The 16,372-nt window shown below is 74.1% G+C and carries 17 protein-coding genes and 2 tRNA genes; 10 read left to right on the top strand and 9 right to left on the bottom strand.

What is annotated here, in order from left to right:
* Positions 1–57: 57 nt before the first annotated feature.
* Both hisN and EAD96_RS15590 read left to right on the top strand, forming a co-directional pair.
* On the top strand, positions 58–876 hold the full coding sequence (gene hisN / locus EAD96_RS15595) for a histidinol-phosphatase (protein ID WP_121684800.1): 819 nt from the start codon (positions 58–60) through the stop codon (positions 874–876).
* A gap of 60 nt (positions 877–936) precedes the next feature.
* Positions 937–1,902 (top strand): hypothetical protein, encoded by a 966-nt coding sequence (locus tag EAD96_RS15590; protein ID WP_199733186.1) that lies wholly within the window; start codon positions 937–939, stop codon positions 1,900–1,902.
* Here EAD96_RS15590 and EAD96_RS15585 read toward each other — a convergent pair.
* Positions 1,785–3,053 carry a glycosyltransferase gene (locus EAD96_RS15585; protein WP_121684798.1) on the bottom strand — a complete coding sequence of 423 codons (1,269 nt, stop codon included), beginning with the start codon at positions 3,051–3,053 and terminating at the stop codon, positions 1,785–1,787. The two genes, EAD96_RS15590 and EAD96_RS15585, sit on opposite strands and share 118 nt — an antisense overlap.
* 191 nt (positions 3,054–3,244) lie before the next feature.
* On the opposite strand from EAD96_RS15585, the gene EAD96_RS15580 reads away from it, so the two are divergent.
* The 3 genes from EAD96_RS15580 to EAD96_RS15570 all read left to right on the top strand — a co-directional run bounded on the left by EAD96_RS15580 (position 3,245) and on the right by EAD96_RS15570 (position 5,624).
* Positions 3,245–4,243 carry an SDR family oxidoreductase gene (locus tag EAD96_RS15580; RefSeq protein ID WP_091422283.1) on the top strand — a complete coding sequence of 333 codons (999 nt, stop codon included), beginning with the start codon at positions 3,245–3,247 and terminating at the stop codon, positions 4,241–4,243.
* A 56-nt stretch (positions 4,244–4,299) separates the two neighbouring features.
* The gene (locus EAD96_RS15575) at positions 4,300–4,971 is read left to right on the top strand and encodes an ATP-binding protein (protein ID WP_121684802.1); all 672 of its coding nucleotides are present in this window, start codon (positions 4,300–4,302) and stop codon (positions 4,969–4,971) included.
* An 80-nt stretch (positions 4,972–5,051) separates the two neighbouring features.
* Positions 5,052–5,624, top strand: coding sequence for a DUF5709 domain-containing protein (locus tag EAD96_RS15570; protein ID WP_120573271.1), 573 nt, complete (start codon positions 5,052–5,054; stop codon positions 5,622–5,624).
* Positions 5,625–5,628: 4 nt separating this feature from the next.
* Here EAD96_RS15570 and EAD96_RS15565 read toward each other — a convergent pair whose 3' ends face one another.
* Together EAD96_RS15565 and macS are read right to left on the bottom strand one after the other, a co-directional pair.
* Positions 5,629–6,261, bottom strand: a complete 633-nt coding sequence (locus EAD96_RS15565) for a response regulator transcription factor (protein ID WP_181726793.1) — start codon at positions 6,259–6,261, stop codon at positions 5,629–5,631.
* A gap of 11 nt (positions 6,262–6,272) precedes the next feature.
* Positions 6,273–7,394, bottom strand: a complete 1,122-nt coding sequence (macS, locus tag EAD96_RS15560; protein ID WP_121684797.1) for a MacS family sensor histidine kinase — start codon at positions 7,392–7,394, stop codon at positions 6,273–6,275.
* A gap of 115 nt (positions 7,395–7,509) precedes the next feature.
* Here macS and EAD96_RS15555 point away from each other — a divergent pair, with 115 nt between their 5' ends.
* Positions 7,510–7,977, top strand: coding sequence for an ATP-binding protein (locus EAD96_RS15555; protein WP_121684796.1), 468 nt, complete (start codon positions 7,510–7,512; stop codon positions 7,975–7,977).
* A gap of 9 nt (positions 7,978–7,986) precedes the next feature.
* On the opposite strand, the gene EAD96_RS15550 is transcribed toward EAD96_RS15555, so the two are convergent.
* Positions 7,987–8,925 (bottom strand): ribose-phosphate pyrophosphokinase, encoded by a 939-nt coding sequence (locus EAD96_RS15550; protein ID WP_121684795.1) that lies wholly within the window; start codon positions 8,923–8,925, stop codon positions 7,987–7,989.
* A 64-nt stretch (positions 8,926–8,989) separates the two neighbouring features.
* On the opposite strand from EAD96_RS15550, the gene glpK reads away from it, so the two are divergent.
* On the top strand, positions 8,990–10,474 hold the full coding sequence (glpK, locus tag EAD96_RS15545; RefSeq protein WP_199733185.1) for a glycerol kinase GlpK: 1,485 nt from the start codon (positions 8,990–8,992) through the stop codon (positions 10,472–10,474).
* A 3-nt stretch (positions 10,475–10,477) separates the two neighbouring features.
* Here glpK and EAD96_RS15540 read toward each other — a convergent pair whose 3' ends face one another.
* Positions 10,478–11,311 carry a phosphoribosylaminoimidazolesuccinocarboxamide synthase gene (locus EAD96_RS15540; RefSeq protein ID WP_121684793.1) on the bottom strand — a complete coding sequence of 278 codons (834 nt, stop codon included), beginning with the start codon at positions 11,309–11,311 and terminating at the stop codon, positions 10,478–10,480.
* 122 nt (positions 11,312–11,433) lie between these two features.
* Here EAD96_RS15540 and EAD96_RS15535 point away from each other — a divergent pair, with 122 nt between their 5' ends.
* Positions 11,434–12,759: an ABC transporter substrate-binding protein gene (locus EAD96_RS15535; protein WP_121684792.1), complete on the top strand. Its 1,326-nt coding sequence runs from the start codon at positions 11,434–11,436 to the stop codon at positions 12,757–12,759.
* Positions 12,760–12,808: 49 nt separating this feature from the next.
* Here EAD96_RS15535 and EAD96_RS15530 read toward each other — a convergent pair whose 3' ends face one another.
* On the bottom strand, positions 12,809–13,057 hold the full coding sequence (locus tag EAD96_RS15530; RefSeq protein ID WP_091422247.1) for a hypothetical protein: 249 nt from the start codon (positions 13,055–13,057) through the stop codon (positions 12,809–12,811).
* Positions 13,058–13,195: 138 nt separating this feature from the next.
* Between EAD96_RS15530 and EAD96_RS15525 the strand changes: the two genes are divergently transcribed.
* Both EAD96_RS15525 and EAD96_RS15520 read left to right on the top strand, forming a co-directional pair.
* Positions 13,196–14,728: an MFS transporter gene (locus EAD96_RS15525; RefSeq protein ID WP_121684791.1), complete on the top strand. Its 1,533-nt coding sequence runs from the start codon at positions 13,196–13,198 to the stop codon at positions 14,726–14,728.
* The gene (locus tag EAD96_RS15520) at positions 14,715–15,290 is read left to right on the top strand and encodes a TetR/AcrR family transcriptional regulator (protein WP_120574136.1); all 576 of its coding nucleotides are present in this window, start codon (positions 14,715–14,717) and stop codon (positions 15,288–15,290) included. The genes EAD96_RS15525 and EAD96_RS15520 overlap by 14 nt, the downstream gene beginning before the upstream one ends.
* Before the next feature lie 41 nt (positions 15,291–15,331).
* Here EAD96_RS15520 and EAD96_RS15515 read toward each other — a convergent pair.
* The 3 genes from EAD96_RS15515 to EAD96_RS15505 all read right to left on the bottom strand — a co-directional run bounded on the left by EAD96_RS15515 (position 15,332) and on the right by EAD96_RS15505 (position 16,265).
* A tRNA-Met gene (locus tag EAD96_RS15515) sits at positions 15,332–15,405 on the bottom strand.
* A gap of 136 nt (positions 15,406–15,541) precedes the next feature.
* Positions 15,542–15,615 (bottom strand) — tRNA-Met (locus EAD96_RS15510).
* Between the two features lie 50 nt (positions 15,616–15,665).
* Entirely contained in the window at positions 15,666–16,265 is a 600-nt protein-coding gene (locus EAD96_RS15505) for a hypothetical protein (protein ID WP_233585805.1), read from the bottom strand.
* Positions 16,266–16,372 lie beyond the last annotated feature (107 nt).

The raw sequence follows: 16,372 nt of genomic DNA, 5'->3' as shown, positions 1-16,372 counted from the left end.
GCGGACCGGCGGCGACCCGCCGTCGAAGGCCCGACCGCCGCCACTAGCGTGTCCGTCATGACCGGGTACGCCGACGACCTCGCCCTCGCCCACCTGCTCGCCGACGCCGCGGACGCCGTCTCCGCGGCCCGGTTCCGCGCGCTGGACCTGCGCGTCGAGTCGAAGCCGGACCTGACCCCGGTCTCCGACGCGGACACCGCCGTGGAGCGGGAGATCCGCGCGCTGCTGGCCGCCCACCGCCCCGGTGACGGCCTGCTCGGCGAGGAGTACGGCGAGCAGCCGCCCGCCGGCCCGGACGGGCGGCGCTGGGTGATCGACCCGATCGACGGCACGAAGAACTTCGTCCGGGGCGTACCGGTCTGGGCCACGCTGATCGCGCTGCTGGAGCACGACCGGCCGGTGCTCGGCCTGGTCTCCGCCCCGGCGCTGGGCCGCCGCTGGTGGGGCGCGCTCGGCGCGGGCGCGTTCGCCGGCACCGGCCCGGCGGACGGCACGCCGATCCGGGTCTCCGGTGTGACGGCGCTGGGCGACGCGAGCTTCTGCTACTCGTCGCTGACCGGATGGGAACAGGCCGGCCGGCTGGACGCGGTGCTCCAGCTCATGCGCGACACCTGGCGCAGCCGCGCGTACGGCGACTTCTACGGCTACATGCTGCTGGCCGAGGGGGCACTGGACGTGATGGTGGAGCCGGAGCTGTCGCTGTGGGACATCGCCGCGCTGGTCCCGATCGTCACCGAGGCGGGCGGCCGGATCACCGACCTGGCCGGGCGGCCCGCCCAGGGCGGCGCCGGCTCCGCCGACATCAGCGCCGTGGCCAGCAACGGGGCGTTGCACGACGACATCCTGGCCCGGCTCGGCCGTCCAGCCGAGCGCTGACCCGGGCGGAGCCTCTATCCTCGCCAGGTGGTTTCCTCCGGTTGGTGCTTCCTGGCGGCGATGATCATCGCGTACGGCTTCGCCAACCTCCTCCAGTCGGTCGCGGCCGCGCGGACCACCGTGCACCACACGTTCGATCCCGGGCTGCTGCTGCGCCTCGCCGGGCACCGGACGTACCTGATCGGCCTGACCTGCCAGGTCGTCGGCTTCGTGCTGGCCTTCCTGGCCCGCCGCGACCTGCCGTTGTTCCTGGTCCAGGCCAGCGTGGCGGCCGGGCTCGGGGTGACCGCAGTGCTCGGCGTGCTGGTGCTCAAGTGGCGGCTGCCGGCCGCCGAGGTGGCCCTGCTGGTGCTGCTGTTCGCCGGCATCACCGCGCTCGTGCTCTCCGCCCAGCCGGCACCGTCGCGGCAGCTCGGCACCGCCGGGCTGGTCGGTCTGGCGGTGGCGGTGGTCGCGATCGCCGTTTCCGGCTTCTTCGCCGCCCGGCTGCACGGCGCGCTCGGGTCGGTGGTGCTCGGTTCACTGGCCGGGATGGCGTTCTCCGCCGCGGCGGTGGCGGCCCGGCCGCTCGCCTCGGCCGGGTCGGTGGAGGCGTTCGTCCGCGACCCGCTGCTCTACCTGTTGATCGTCCACTCGGTGATCGGTCAGCTGCTGCTCGGGCTGGCCATGCAGCGAGGGTCGACCACGGCGGCGGTGGCCGCGATGGACGCCGCCGGCGCGGTCCCCGCGGCGATCGTCGGCCTGCTGCTGCTCAACGACAAGATCTGGCCCGGCCGGGAGTGGCTGGCCGGGCTCGGCTTCCTGGTGACGCTCGCGGCTGTGGTCGGCCTGACCCGGTACGCCGAACCGCAGCACCACCATGCCGGCGCCCGCCAGAAGGCGATCGTGGGCGCCCCGATGGTGCCGGTTCAGGCCGCCTCGACCGGCCCCCGTTCGGAGACGACCACCTCGACCGGCGGTGTCACCTCGACCGGCGTCGGCTCGATCGGGGTGGCCGGGCGGCGCCGCCCGATCACCCGCTCGTAGAGGCGCTCCAGCGCGGCGGCGGTACGTTCCCAGGTGTAGCTGCACCGGACCCGGTCCACCGCGGCGTGGCCGTACGCGAACCGACCGGCGTTGTCCGACAGCAGCCGGCGCAGCGTGACCCCGAGCGTGCGCACGTCACCCGGCGGCACCAGCTTGCCGGTCACCTCGTCCACCACCGCGTCGGCGATGCCGCCCATGGCGTAGCCGACCACCGGCACGCCGCAGGCCATCGCCTCCAGCGACACCCGCCCGGCCGATGCGTAGTGCGGCGTGCAGGCCACCACGTCGGCGGAGCGGTACCAGGTGGCCATCTGGTCGTGCGGCACCGCGCCGACCAGCTTCACCTGCTCCGCCACGCCCGCGCGTTCGGCCAGCTCGCGCAGCCGGCGCGCCTCGGCGTGCCCGTCCAGCCGCTCGGCCGGCGGGCCGCCGGCGATCACCAGCTCCGCGTCACCGACCAGCCGCATCGCCCGGATCAGGTCGTCCTGGCCGTGGCCGGGCGCGAGCCCGCCGACGGAGAGGATCCGCGGCCGCTGGTCCCGGGGCGCCGCCTCGCCGTCCGGGTGGAACTGGCCGGTGTCCACCCCGGTCGGCACCATCGCCACCGAGGTGCGTTGCAGGCCCATCCGGGTCAGCTCGTCGACCTCGTCGTTGGACTGGGCCACCGCGACGTCCACGGCCCGGGTCAGTGCCCGCTCCAGCGGGATGCGCTCCCCCGGCCCGCCGTACTCACGGCCGAGGTGACGCAACTGCTCGACGCCGAGCGAGTGGAACGTCTGCACCACCGGGATGTCGGTGGCGCGTACCGCGTGGGCGGCGGCCAGGCCGCCGACCCAGTAGTGCCCGTGCACCACGTCGGGGGTCCAGTCCCCGGCCCACTGCCCGGCCAGCCAGCGGCCGTACTCGGCGACGAACGGGACCAGCTCGGCGGTGGAGAGCATGTCGGGCGGGCCGACCGGGACACGTTCCACCCGGTAGCCGTCGAGTTCGGTCAGGGCGGGCTGGGCGGAAGCGGCACGGCGCTCGTAGACGCGGACGTCATGGCCCCGGGCGGCGAGTTCCGCCGCCACGCGCGCAATGTGCTCCTGGGTCCCGACGGTGGGACCGTCGGTGGACGAGCCGGCGTGCGCGCATACAAGGCCGACGCGCATGGTGCACCTCCATGCGTTCTAGCGAGCGGGGTCTCCGGTCAGAGCGTCCCATTAACCCAGCTCCGGTGCGCCCAAACCTGACAGATCGGGGTCACCCGGCCAGGGCGTCCCGCGGACGGGACAGCCGACCGAACCCGATCACCGTCGAAAACGGTCGGCATGACGGCCCGGACCGGGGGTACCGACGGGGAATGCCGCTGACCCGCAGCCTCTCCGACGCCACGGTCGTCATCACCGGCGCCTCCAGCGGGATCGGTGCGGCCACCGCGTACGCGCTGGCCCGCCGGGGTGCCGACGTGGTGCTGGCCGCCCGTACCGAGTCCGCGCTGCGCCGCGTCGCGGCGTTCTGCCGGGAGCTGGGCGGGCGGGCCCTGGTGGTGCCCACCGACGTGACCGACCCGGAGGCGGTGGAGCGGCTGGCCGGGCGGGCGGTGGCCGAGTTCGGCCGGATCGACGCCTGGATCAACAACGCGGCAGTGGGCACCGTGGGGCTGTTCGACGAGATCCCGGTGTCCGAGTTCCGCCGGGTGGTGGACGTGAACCTGCTCGGCGCCGTGTACGGCACGCGCGCCGCGCTGCCCTGGCTGGGCGCGGCCGGCGGCGGGGTGCTGGTCAACAACGCCTCGGTGCTGGCCGAGGTGGCGATGCCGTACCAGTCGGCGTACAACGCGACCAAGCACGCGATCCGCGGGCTGGCCGACACGGTGCGGCAGGAACTGCGGGTGACCGGCCGGGGGAACATCTCGATCTGCACCGTGCTGCCCGCCACCATCGACACGCCGTTCTTCCGGCACGCGGCCAACCACTCCGGCCGGGAACTGACCCCGCCGCCGCCGGTGTACCCGCCGGAGATGGTCGCCGAGACGATCGTCAAGCTGCTGCGCCGGCCCCGGCGGGAGGCGTACGCGGGCGGCGCGGCCCGGCTGATCGGGCTCCAGTGGCGGCTCGCCCCGGCGCTGGCCGAGCGTGTGCTGGGCTGGTACACCGCGCGCACCCAGTTCGGCCCCGGCGTACGCGCCGACTCCACCGGCGCCGTCTTCACGCCGGACTCGGCGGCGGAGCGGACCGACGGGTGGTCCGGCCGGCGCGGTCAGGTGCTGCGGCTGACGGCGGCGGTCGGGCTGGCCGCCGGCACCGCTGTCGGCACGGTGGCGGCGATCAGCCGCCGGTCCCGAGGTGGCCGGCCGTGAGTCCCGTGGACCGGACCGGTGCGCGGGCACGGACCGACGTGCACAATGGGACGATCATGCCGACGGATGCGCGCTGCCTGGTGGAGGCCGACGATTCCTCCCCGACGGTCCGGCTGACCGGGGTGCTCGACCGCTTCGAGGTGGAGGCCGTACGGGACGCGCTGCTCGCCCGGCTGTGGCAGCGCCCGGGGTTGCTGCTGGTGGACCTGTCCGGGGTGCGGATCCCCGATCCGCTGGCACGTGAGGCGCTGGACGAGGTCTGCCGGGCGGTCGCCGACTGGCCCGCCGCCGAACTGCTGCTCGATCCGGACGGGTCGCCACCGGACGCGCCGCCCGAGCCGCTCGACGCCGAACTGTCCCCGGTGGTCGAGGCGGCCCGCGAGGCACGGGTGCTGGTCGCCGCCGGGTGCGCCAGGTGGGGGCTGCCGGAGCTGACCGAGCCGGCCTGCATCGCGGTCACCGAGATGGTCAACAACGTGGTGGCGCACGCCGTCACGCCGATGACGCTCCGGCTGGCCCCGCGCGGCGGCGCGCTGCACCTGGCCGTCCGGGATTACTCGGCCGGGCGGCCCGCGTACGGCGGTCCGGTGCCGGCGGACTCGGTGGGCGGGCGAGGGCTGCTGCTCATCGACACGGTGGCCCGGCGCTGGGGCAGCACGGCACTGCCCGACGGCAAGGTGGTGTGGTGCGTGCTGTACGCCGAGGACGAGGCGGCGTTCCACAACTGAGGTACCCTTTCGCCCCGTTGCTCCCGATCCACCCGGCCGGTCGCGGTTAGGGCGGGGAGCGCAGTGGGTAGTTCCCGAGCATGCGCGACGACGAGTACCCCACCCCCGTGTCCGATCCCGAGGCGGAGGGTCTGCCCGACACCGCCGACGACGACTCCACCGCCAACGACGACGTGCTGACCGGGCGCGAGGCGGACGGCCCCGAGCCGGCCCAGCTCCCCGGTGACCGCACGCCGGTCGCCGTGGACCAGTTCGGCACCACGGCGGAGGAGCAGCTCGACGGCGAGTCGCTGGACTACAAGCTCCAGCGCGAGCAGTACGAGCGTCCCGCCGACGATCCGCTCGCCGGCCCGGTCGACCCGGACATCGCCGCCGAGGCGGACAGCGAGGAGGCCGCCGCGCAGGCCCAGCTCGACGCCGACGTGATCGACCCGGGCCCGGTCTCGGACCCGGACTCCCCGGTGTCGGTGTACGACCACGGCCAGCTCGGCACCGTCGCCGACCACCAGGTGGGCCGGCTGGTCGAGCCGGACGAGGGCGCGCACACCGACCAGGAGACCGACAACGTCGCCTACGACGCCGGCGCGGCCGGCGGCGGGGCCAGCGCGGAGGAACTGGCGGTGCACGAGACACGGCCGCCGGACGCGCGCTGACCGCTCAGTCGTCCAGGCCCCGCTCGATGGCGTACCGGGTCAGCTCGACCCGGTTGTGCAACTGGAGCTTGCCCAGGGTGTTCTGCACGTGGTTCTGCACGGTCCGGTGGGACAGGCCCAGCCGGTCGGCGATCTGCTTGTAGGACAGCCCCTTGGCGACCAGACGCAGCACCTCGGTCTCCCGTTCGGTGAGCCGGGGTGCTTCGTCGTGCGGGGCGGGCGGCGTCGCGGCCAGCCGCCGGTACTCCCCCAGCACCAGCCCGGCCAGGCCGGGCGTGAACACCGGCTCGCCGGCCGCCGTCCGGCGCACCGCGTCCAGGAACTCCGCCGGCGCGGCCGACTTGGTCAGGTAGCCGGTGGCGCCGGCCTTGACCGCGTCGAGCACGCCCTGCGGCTCGCCGCTGGCCGAGAGCATGAGCACCCGCACGTCGGGCAGCGCGGCGCGCAGCCCGCGGATCACCTCGACGCCGGAGATGTCCGGCAGCTGGAGGTCGAGCACGACCAGGTCGGGGCGGGCCGCCGCGGCCACCCGTACCGCCTGCCGTCCCTCCCCGCTGGTCGCCACCACCTGGTGACCGGCCTCGGTGAGGTCGCGGGCCACACCCTCGCGCCACATCGGGTGGTCGTCGACCACCATCACCCGGATGCTCACCCGCGGCTCCTCGGCACGACCAGCTCGATCTCGGTGCCGGTGCCGGGCGCGGAGACGATCCGCACCTCGCCGCCCAGGTCCGCCACCCGGCCCCGGATGGACTGCGCCACCCCGAGCCGCCCCTGCGCGGCGGCCTCCGCCAGCCGCCCCTCGGGGATGCCCGGTCCCTCGTCGCGTACCGAGACGGTCACCGTCTCCTCCTCGTCCTCGATCAGCACCCAGGCCCGCCCGCCGGCGTGCCGGGCCACGTTGTCGAGCGCCGCGCCGACCGCCGCGCCCAGCTCACCGGCGGCCCGCGCCGGCAGCGGCACCGGTGTGGCGGGCGCGGACACCACGACCGTGGCCGAGGCGTACCTGTCGAGCAGGTCGCGCAGGTCCTGCTCGTCCCCGCCCGGGTCCGGCGGCGCGCCCGCCCGGCCGATCAGCGCCCGCAGCGCCACCTCCTGCTCGCCGGCCAGCCAGGCCAGCTCGGCCGCCTCGCCGTCCAGGTCCGCGCCGCGCCGCCGGACCAGCGCGAGCACCTGGAGCACCGAGTCGTGGATGTCGCGGGCCAGACGCTCCCGTTCCCGGGTGGCCGCCTCCAGCTCCACCGCCCGCTGCAACCGCTCCTCCGCCTCCACCGCCAGCCGCGCCACGTGCCCGACCACCACACCGGCGAGCAGCATCAGGATCGCCCCGGTCAGCGCGGACGGGCTGATCCGGTCCCGGGTGGCGAGGTCGGCGCCGCCGAGCACCAGCGCGGCCACCGCGCCGCGCCGCCGCCCGCCGGAGACCGCCCAGGCGAGCACCGGCCCGGCCAGCCAGGCGGCGGTCAGCATCGGCACCCCGGCGGCGAGCGCCGCGCGGCCCACCACCCAGGGCGTGACGAGGATGATCGCCAGCACCACGCCGAGGTCGGCCAGGAGCAGCGGCCAGCGCCGCCCGGCCGGACGGCCGTAGCCGGCCGCCGTCACGCCGCTCCACGCCAGCATCGCCAGCAGGACGCCGCCCGCGGCGACCGGATGCGCGTAGCGGTCCGCGTCGCGCAGGACGACCAGTCCGACGTACGCGAGCGCGGCGAAGCGGAACACCGCTATCGATCGCCAGAAGGGGCCCTCGAGGCCGGAGGACGACGGCATGTGCGTCACCCTGTCACAGCCGGTCCAGGGCACCCCGGGCGGTGCGGCTTGAGAAACCCTGACGTACGGTGGAAATGCCGCGAAAGTCGTCGAGAAGCATCGTCGGGACGGGGTCATGACAGACGCAGAACTCCCCGCACCGCGTACGGTTGTGCCCATCGAACCTTCCCTCCTCCTCGCCACGGCCTTCGACCAGGCGCAGGTGACCGGGCTGCGGCACTCGGTCACCTCCTGCGCGCACGGGTCCGGCCTGTCCGGCCAACGGCTGGACGACTTCGTGCTGGCGGTCAACGAGCTGATCACCAACGCGGTCCGTCACGGCGGCGGGCAGGGCTGGCTGCGGCTCTGGAAGCGGAACGGCGAACTGGTCTGCGAGGTCGCCGACCACGGGCCCGGCATCAGCGAACGGCGGCTGCGCGACCGCGACCGGCCCGCGCCGGACACCGCCGGCGGCTGGGGCCTCTGGCTGGCCCGGGAGCTGAGCGACGCGATGGAGGTGGAGAGCGGCGACGCCGGCACAGTCGTCCGGATCACCGCCGCGCTCGCCACCCGCCAGCCCGTCACCGGCCCGCTGGACGGCTGACCCGCCTCGTCAGGCGAACAGGGCGCTCACCGACTCCCCGTTGTGGATCCGCCGCATCGCCTCGGCCAGCGCCGGCGCCACCGACAGCACCTCCAGCGTCGGCACCCGCTTCTCGGCCGGGATCGGCACCGTGTTGGTGCAGACGATCTCCAGGACGCCCTCCTGCGCGCTCAGCCGCTCCAGCGCCCCGCTGGAGAACAGGCCGTGCGTACAGGCCAGCCGGATCGAGCGGACCCGCCGCTCGCGCAGGTGCGAGATCAGCTCGATCACGGTGCTGCCCTTCGCGATCTCGTCGTCCAGCACGATCACGTCCCGGTCCGCCACGTCACCGATGATCGTGCTGATCTGCACCCGGTCGTCGCTGTAGCGCTGCTTCGCGCCGGCCGCCACCGGCGTGCCGAGCATCCGGGCGAACGCGGCGGCCTCCTTGGCGTTGCCCAGGTCCGGCGAGACCACCACCGCGTTGCTCAGGTCGTACCCCTTGAAGTGGGCGGCCAGCTCGCGCAGCGCGTGCAGGTGGTCCACCGGGACGCTGAAGAAGCCGTGCACCTGCGGCGAGTGCAGCGTCATGGCCAGCACCCGGTCCGCGCCCGCGGAGGTGAGCAGGTCGGCGACGAGCCGGCCGCCGATGGAGATGCGCGGCGCGTCCTTCTTGTCCGACCGCGCGTACGCGTAGTGCGGCAGCACCACTGTGATCCGCGCGGCCGACGCGCCCCGCGCCGCGTCGATCATGAGCAGCAGCTCGACCAGGTGCTCCTGCACCGGCGGCACCAGCGGCTGGATGAGGAAGACGTCGCGCTCCCGGCAGTTCGCCTGCAACTGCACCTCCAGGCAGTCGTTGGCGAACCGGGACACCCGCACCGGGTGCAGCGGGACGTGGAGGTGGGCGCAGATCTCGGCGGCGAGGTCGGGATGGGCCGACCCGCTGAACACGGCAATGTCACGCACGTCTGATGATCGTACGGGCCGCCGGAGGGAGACGGTGGACGCTCGCGGCGGGTACGGTGCTGCCGTGACCGCAGAGTTCGTCGCCGCGATCGACCAGGGCACCACGTCCTCGCGCTGCATCGTCTTCGACCGGGCCGGTGAGATCGTCGCCGCGGCCCAGCGCGAGCACCGGCAGATCTTCCCCCGGCCCGGCTGGGTGGAGCACGACGCCGAGGAGATCTGGACGAACGTCGAACACGTGGTGCGCGAGGCGCTGGCGAGCGCCGACATCGGCACCGAGTCGCTGGCCGCGGTGGGCATCACCAACCAGCGGGAGACCACAGTGGTGTGGGACCGGGAGACCGGCCGCCCGGTGGCGAACGCGATCGTCTGGCAGGACACCCGCACCGGCCCGCTGCTGCGCGAGCTGACCGCGACGTACGACGAGGAGCGGCTGCGGGCCCGCACCGGCCTGACCCCGGCAACCTACTTCGCCGGCCCGAAGCTGCGCTGGCTGCTCGACCACGTGGACGGGCTGCGCGAGCGGGCCGAGCGCGGCGAGGTGCTGTTCGGCACCATGGACAGCTGGCTGATCTGGAAGCTGACCGGCCGGCACGTCACCGACGTGACGAACGCCAGCCGCACCATGCTGATGGACCTGGAGACGCTCGACTGGGCCCCGGAGCTGCTCGACGCGCTGCGCATCCCCGCCGCCGTGCTGCCCGAGATCCGAAGCTCGGCCGAGGTGTACGGCACCGCGCAGGGGGTGCTGGCCGGAGTGCCGGTGGCGAGCGCGCTCGGCGACCAGCAGGCGGCGCTGTTCGGGCAGACCTGCTTCCAGCCCGGCGAGGCCAAGTGCACCTACGGCACCGGCAGCTTCCTGCTGCTCAACACCGGTGCCAGCCCGGTGCCGTCGCGGCACGGCCTGCTCACCACTGTGGCGTACCGGATCGAGGGCCAGCCCGCCGTGTACGCGCTGGAGGGCGCCATCGCGGTCACCGGCTCGCTCGTGCAGTGGCTGCGCGACAACCTCGGCCTGATCTCCACCGCCCCCGAGGTCGAGGAGCTGGCCCGCACCGTCGACGACAACGGCGGATGCTACGTGGTACCGGCCTTCTCCGGCCTGTTCGCCCCGCACTGGCGCAGCGACGCCCGGGGCGTGATCGCCGGGCTGACCGGCTACATCACCAAGGGGCACCTGGCCCGCGCGGTGCTGGAGGCGTCCGCGTTCCAGACCCGCGAGGTGGTGGACGCGATGAACGCCGACTCCGACGTGGCGCTGCGCCGGCTGCGGGTGGACGGCGGGATGACCGGCAACGAGCTGCTCATGCAGTTCCTCGCCGACGTGCTGGACGTGCCGGTCGTGCGGTCCCGGATCACCGAGACGACGTGCCTCGGCGCCGCGTACGCCGCCGGCCTGGCCGTCGGGTTCTGGCCCGACCTGGCCACGCTGCGGGAGAAGTGGCGCTCGGACGCGCAGTGGGAGTCGACGATGGACCCGGCGCACCGGGAGCGCGAGCTGCGCCAGTGGCACAAGGCCGTCCGGCGCACTCTCGACTGGGTCGACTGAGCGTCAGTCCCAGCTGTTGCCGGTGAGCTTCTCGTACACCTCGACGTAGCGGGCCCGGGTCGCCTCGATCACCTCGGCCGGCACCTGCGGCGCGGGCGGCTGCTTGTCCCAGCCGCTCGACGTGGCCCAGTCCCGCACGTACTGCTTGTCGTAGGAGAACTGCGCGCGGCCCGGCTGGTACGACTCGGCCGGCCAGAACCGGGACGAGTCGGAGGTGAGCACCTCGTCGCCGAGGACCAGCGTGCCGTCCGCAGCCCAGCCCAGCTCCAGCTTCGTGTCCGCGATCAGGATGCCCCGCTCGGCGGCGATCTCCGCGCCGCGCCGGTAGACGTCGACGGTGATCTGCCGCAGCCGCTCCGCGACCTCCGGCCCGACCTTGTCGACCACCTGCTCGTACGTGATCGGCTCGTCGTGCTCGCCCTTCGGCGCCTTGGTCGACGGGGTGAAGATCGGCTCGGGCAGGATCGACGCCTCGACCAGGCCGCGGGGCAGCGGCACCCCGGAGACGGAGCCGGTGCGCTGGTACTCCGCGAGGCCGCCGCCGGTCAGGTAGCCCCGGGCCACGCACTCGACCGGCACCATGTCCAGCCGCCGGCAGCGGATCGCCCGGCCGGCGAACTCCGCCGGCACGTCGGTCGCGGAGATCACATGGTTCGGCACCAGGTCGGACAGCTGCTCGAACCACCACAGCGACAGCGCGGTGAGCAGGCGGCCCTTGTCCGGGATCGGGGTCGGCAGCACCACGTCGTAGATGGAGACGCGGTCCGTGGCGACCAGGATCAGGTCCTCGCCGTCGGCGTAGACGTCCCGGACCTTGCCCGAGTGCAGAAGTTCCACGGCGCTAGTACACCATGACGGGCGCGCGCCGCCGGGCGCGCCCACCAGCCGTCCCGCCCGGCGTTGACACCCGGCCGGGGGCCGGTGAAATGATCCGTCCACCCCACCTTCGGAGAGATTCAGTGCGCGCTCCGCAGTCCGTACCCCGTCCCGGGCTCGACCGGCGACGGTTCCTCGGCGCGCTCACCGGGCTGCCGCTCGCCGCTGGCGCGCTGCCGCTGCTCACCGGGTGCAGCCCGGAGGAGGTGGCCGCGGACGACGGCCCGATCGAGCTGTCCGTGTTCTGGTGGGGCGGCGCCCGCCGGGCCGCGGCCACCGAACAGGCGCTGCGGCTGTACTCGCAGCAGAACCCCCGGGTCAGCTTCCGGGTCACCTGGCAGGGGCTGGGCGGCTACTACGACCGGATCGCCACCCAGGCCACCGGCGGGAACGCGCCGGACCTGTTCCAGATCGACGACACAGTGCTCGCCGAGTACGCCGGCCGGGACATCCTGCTCGACCTCACCCGGTACGCCGCCGACGAACGGCTCGACCTGCGCGAGGTGCCGGAGCAGCTGGCCCGCTACGGCCGGGTGGACGAGCGCACGGTGGGCGTGCCGGCCGCGCAGACGAGCGCCGCGCTGGTGTTCAACCGCCGGCTGCTGCGCGGGCTGGGCCAGCCCGAGCCGCGTACCGGGATGTCCTGGAAGGAGTACGTGAGCTGGGCCGCCCGCGTCACACGCGCCTCCGGCAACCGGGTGGCGGGCACCATGGACGCCTCCGGCGACTACCGGGCGTTCTGGCTCTGGCTGCGCGGCCAGGGCAGCGAGCTGTACCAGGGGCGGCAGCTCGGCTTCAGCTCCGCCGAACTGCTCGCCTGGTTCGAGTTCTGGGAGGTGGCGCGCTTCGACCGGGCCACACCGAGCGCCGCGCTGGTCGAGCAGGCCGACAGCGGCGAGCTGGCCCGCCAGCTCGTGGTCACCGGGCACACCGCGGCCTCCTTCGCCTGGTCGCACCAGTTGCCCGAGTTGCAGAGCCTGACCGACGACGAGCTGGGCGCGGTCGCCTTCCCGGGCACGCCCGCCGCCCAGTGGCCGCGCGCGTCGATGTACTGGGCCGGTTTCCGGGGCACCCGCCACCCGGAGGCGGTGGTCGACGTGCTCGACTTCCTGACCACGAACGTGGCCGCCGGCCGGCTCCTCGGCGTCGAACGCGGCCTGAACGCCAGCAAGCAGGTGCGCTCGTTCGTGGCCGCGGAGGTGACCGGCCGGGCCGAGAAGCGCATGGCCGCGCTCGGCGCGGAGCTGGACGACCTGGCCGGCCCGTCACCCGCGCCGCCGCCCAAGGGGCACGCGGCGGTGCGCACGCTGCTGATCGAGGCGGCCGAGAGCATCCGCGGCAAGCGGGCCGGCGCCCGCACCGCGACCTCCCGCTTCATGGCCCAGGCGAACGCCGCCCTGGCCGGCTGACCCACCCCACCCGCTCACCCTCTCGGCGTGGGCGGGGTGGGTGCGGGTGTCAGCGCGGGGGGCGGTTGCGGCGGTTGCGGGTGAGCAGCACCACCAGCAGCACGATGCCGCCGACCACCACGAGGCAGCAGAGCAGGCCGAGGAAGCCGAACCCGCCGCGGGAGCGCCGGCGCGCGGCCTCCACCACGATCTCGCCGGTGCCCGACGACGCCCAAGCCGCGACCGGCACGAAGACCGAGAGCACGACCGTACCGAGGACCGCGCCCAGGCGGCCCCACCACTTGTTCCATGCAGACATGCCCCCATCCTCGCCGAGACCCGCAACCGGGGCACGGCGGACGGAAAGGATGTCGCCGGACGCGGCGAAGGGCGGCTGCCGCAGCCCCGGTGGCCTTATTCACGATTAGCCGTCCATTTGGACTGTTACGGTTGGCCGGTGACCTCCTTTCTGCGCTCCGACCCCGCGCCGGCCCGTGCCGGAAAGCGGGAATGGGCGGCCCTCGTGGTCCTCGTCCTCGTGGTCCTTCTCCTCGCCATCGACGGAACGGTCCTCTACCTCGCGGTCCCGTCCCTCACGGAGGACATCGGGCCCAGTGCCACGCAGATCCTGTGGATCGGGGACATCTACGCCTTCGTGCTCGCCGGGCTCCTGATCACGATGGGCAACCTGGCCGACCGGATCGGCCGGAAACGGCTGCTGATGATCGGCACTGTGGGGTTCGGCTCGGCGTCCGTGCTGGCGGCCTTCGCCTCCACGCCGGAGGTGCTGATCGCGGCCCGCGCCCTTCTCGGCCTGGCCGGCGCCACGTTGATGCCGTCGACGCTCTCGATCGTCCGCTCGATGTTCGCCGATCGCGCTCAGCGGGCCCGGGCCATCGCGCTCTGGTCCGCCGGGGCGACCGCCGGGGCCGCGCTCGGCCCGCTGGTGGGCGGCGCGCTGCTGGAGCGCTTCTGGTGGGGATCGGTCTTCCTGATCAACGTGCCGGTGATGGTGCTGGCGCTGGTGGCGGGGTGGCTGCTGCTGCCGGAGTCGAAGGGCGAGGCGCCGGCGCGGATCGACGTGGGTTCCTCGGCGCTGTCCATCGTCACGATCGTCCCGCTGGTCTTCGCCCTCAAGCGTCTGTTCAGTGACGGGGTCGACGCCCTCACCGTGGCCGCAGCCGCGGCCGGGCTGCTGGCCGGATGGTGGTTCGTGCGGCGGCAGAACCGGCTGGCGGTGCCGCTGCTCGACGTCTCGCTGTTCAGGGTGCCGGCGTTCTCGGGCGCGCTGGCCGCCAACGTGCTGGCCATCTTCGGGTTCCTGGGGCTGCTGTTCTTCTTCTCCCAGTACCTCCAGCTGGTCCGGGGCTTCGGCCCCCTGAAGGCAGGCGCCGCCGAGCTGCCCGGGACACTCGCCGCGGTGCTCGTGGTGGCGCTGATCGGCGTCCTGCTGGCGCGGCTGGGCGCGGGCCGCGCGATCGGGCTGGGACTGATGGCCGCCGCCGTCGGGCTCGCCGTCATGGGGATGAGCGTCGACCTGCGGAGCTACTGGGGCCTGGGCGTCGGCCTCGCCGTCATCGGGCTCGGCATCGGTGTCGCCATGACGCTCTCCACGGACGCCGTCGTCGGCGCCGTCCCGGAGCGGCGCGCGGGTGCCGCGTCGGCGGTGGCCGAGACGGCGTACGAGCTGGGCGGCGCGCTCGGCATCGCCGTCCTCGGCTCGCTGCACGGGCTGCTCTACCGCTCGTCGCTGACGCTCCCGGCCGGGGTCAGTGCCACCGATCGGGCGCTGGCGGAGGACTCCCTGGCCGCAGCCGTGTACGGGTCACCGACGCCCGGCGTCGTGGCCGCGGCGCAGGACGCCTTCGCCCAGGCGATGCAGTCCGCCACCTTCGTGGCCGCCGTGATCCTGGTCGGCGCCGCGGTGGTGGCCTGGAAGATCATTCCCTCCGAGCCCGTGTCCCGTGGAGGTGTCCGTGTCGACCACTGAACGTCGTCCGATCCGCGATCGTGCACGCACCCGGCGAGCAGTGCTGGACGCCGCCGAACGGGTGGTCACCCGGCACGGCGCCAACGTCAGCCTGGCCGCCATCGCCAAGGAGGCGGGTGTCACCAAGAGCGGCCTGATGCACCATTTCCCCTCCCGCGAGGACCTGTTCGCCGCCCTGGTCGAGCAGGTGATCACCCGGTTCTGGGCGGAGGTGAACGCCCACGTCGACCCCGCCGACGACCGGCCCGGAGCCTTCACCCGCGGGTACGTGCGCGCCCTCACCGGAGACAGCGCGTACCTGGCGGAACTGAACAGCGCCACCGGCCTGCTCGCGCAACTCGGGGTCGACAGCATGGAGCACGTGCTCGCTGTGGATCCCGAGGACCCGGCACGCTGGAACCGTGCCTTCGAGGCCGACGGCCTGCCGCCGGGCCGCGTCTGGGCCGTCCGCTACGCCGCGGAGGGAATCGCCATCGGCATCGGCACCGCCTACGTCACGGACGAGCAGCTCCGGCTGGCCCGCGCGGAACTGCTCGCCCTCACCGAGACGGCGCCGGAATGAGTTCAGGCCCGGAATCCGTGGATTCCGGGCCTGAACCTTTGTAGCGGGGACAGGATTTGAACCTGCGACCTCTGGGTTATGAGCCCAGCGAGCTACCGAGCTGCTCCACCCCGCGTCGGCTCATACAGCTTATCGCACCCCGATCCTGGAGATCAGCCGGGTACCCGGATCCGCCGCCGGTCGTTCCCGGGGCGCCTCGGGCCGGAACGGCGAAGGGCCCCGGAGAGAACTCCGGGGCCCTTCGTCACGAGTAGCGGGGACAGGATTTGAACCTGCGACCTCTGGGTTATGAGCCCAGCGAGCTACCGAGCTGCTCCACCCCGCGTCGGCTCGACAACCGTAGCGCACCGACCCGGGGAGGCGCAAAACGGGTACTCAGTCCAGCCACCGCCGGATCGCCTCGACCGCCCGGCGGCTGTCCGCGTCGAACTGGGCGCGCTGGGTCGAGGTGCTCTCCCAGCCCTGCTCCCACAGCACCGTCACCACGTCGCCGGAGCGCACCGCGCGCACCAGGTGCACCTCGTCGCCGCCGCTCGGATCGCCGTTGGCGTCCCGGTACGGCGTCCGCGTCTCGAACAGCACCGACTCGTCGCCGTACCCGCTGTCGGGCAGCAGGCGCTGCCGCACCGTCGCCGGCGGCGTACCCCGGGCGGGCTGCTCGGGGCAGGCCCGGACCGCCGCGCGCAGCTCGGCCAGCGCCGCGCCGGCGCCCCCGGGCCGGTAGATCGTGATGCTGTGCCGGTAGTTGCCGGACGGCACCTCGTCGGCCGGCGCGCCGGCCCGGCGGTACGGCAGCGCCCGGGCCCGCTGCGCCACCACCCGCTCGTCGCCGGGCGTCGCGCCGCACAGCACCGGCAGCACCGGTCCCGGGCCGAAGTAGTTGCCGGTACCGGCGTCGTTCGCGGCGGGCAGGACGAAGAACGCCCGGTCCGGGATGGTGGTCGGGGTCGCCGCGGCGGGCGGCGTGGTGGTCACGGCCGGGCTCCGCGAGCCGGAGGTACGGCCGACGGACGGCGACGGCGTGGCGGTCGACGGCGCGACCGAGGGCGCGGCGGACGACGGGCGCGGGGTGGGCGTACCCG

Source organism: Micromonospora sp. BL1 (assembly GCF_003667485.1).
In the GTDB taxonomy this organism is placed as follows: Bacteria; Actinomycetota; Actinomycetes; order Mycobacteriales; family Micromonosporaceae; genus Micromonospora; species Micromonospora tulbaghiae.
The sequence above is the reverse complement of the archived record's forward strand: the minus strand, read 5'-3'. Positions and strand labels throughout refer to the sequence as shown.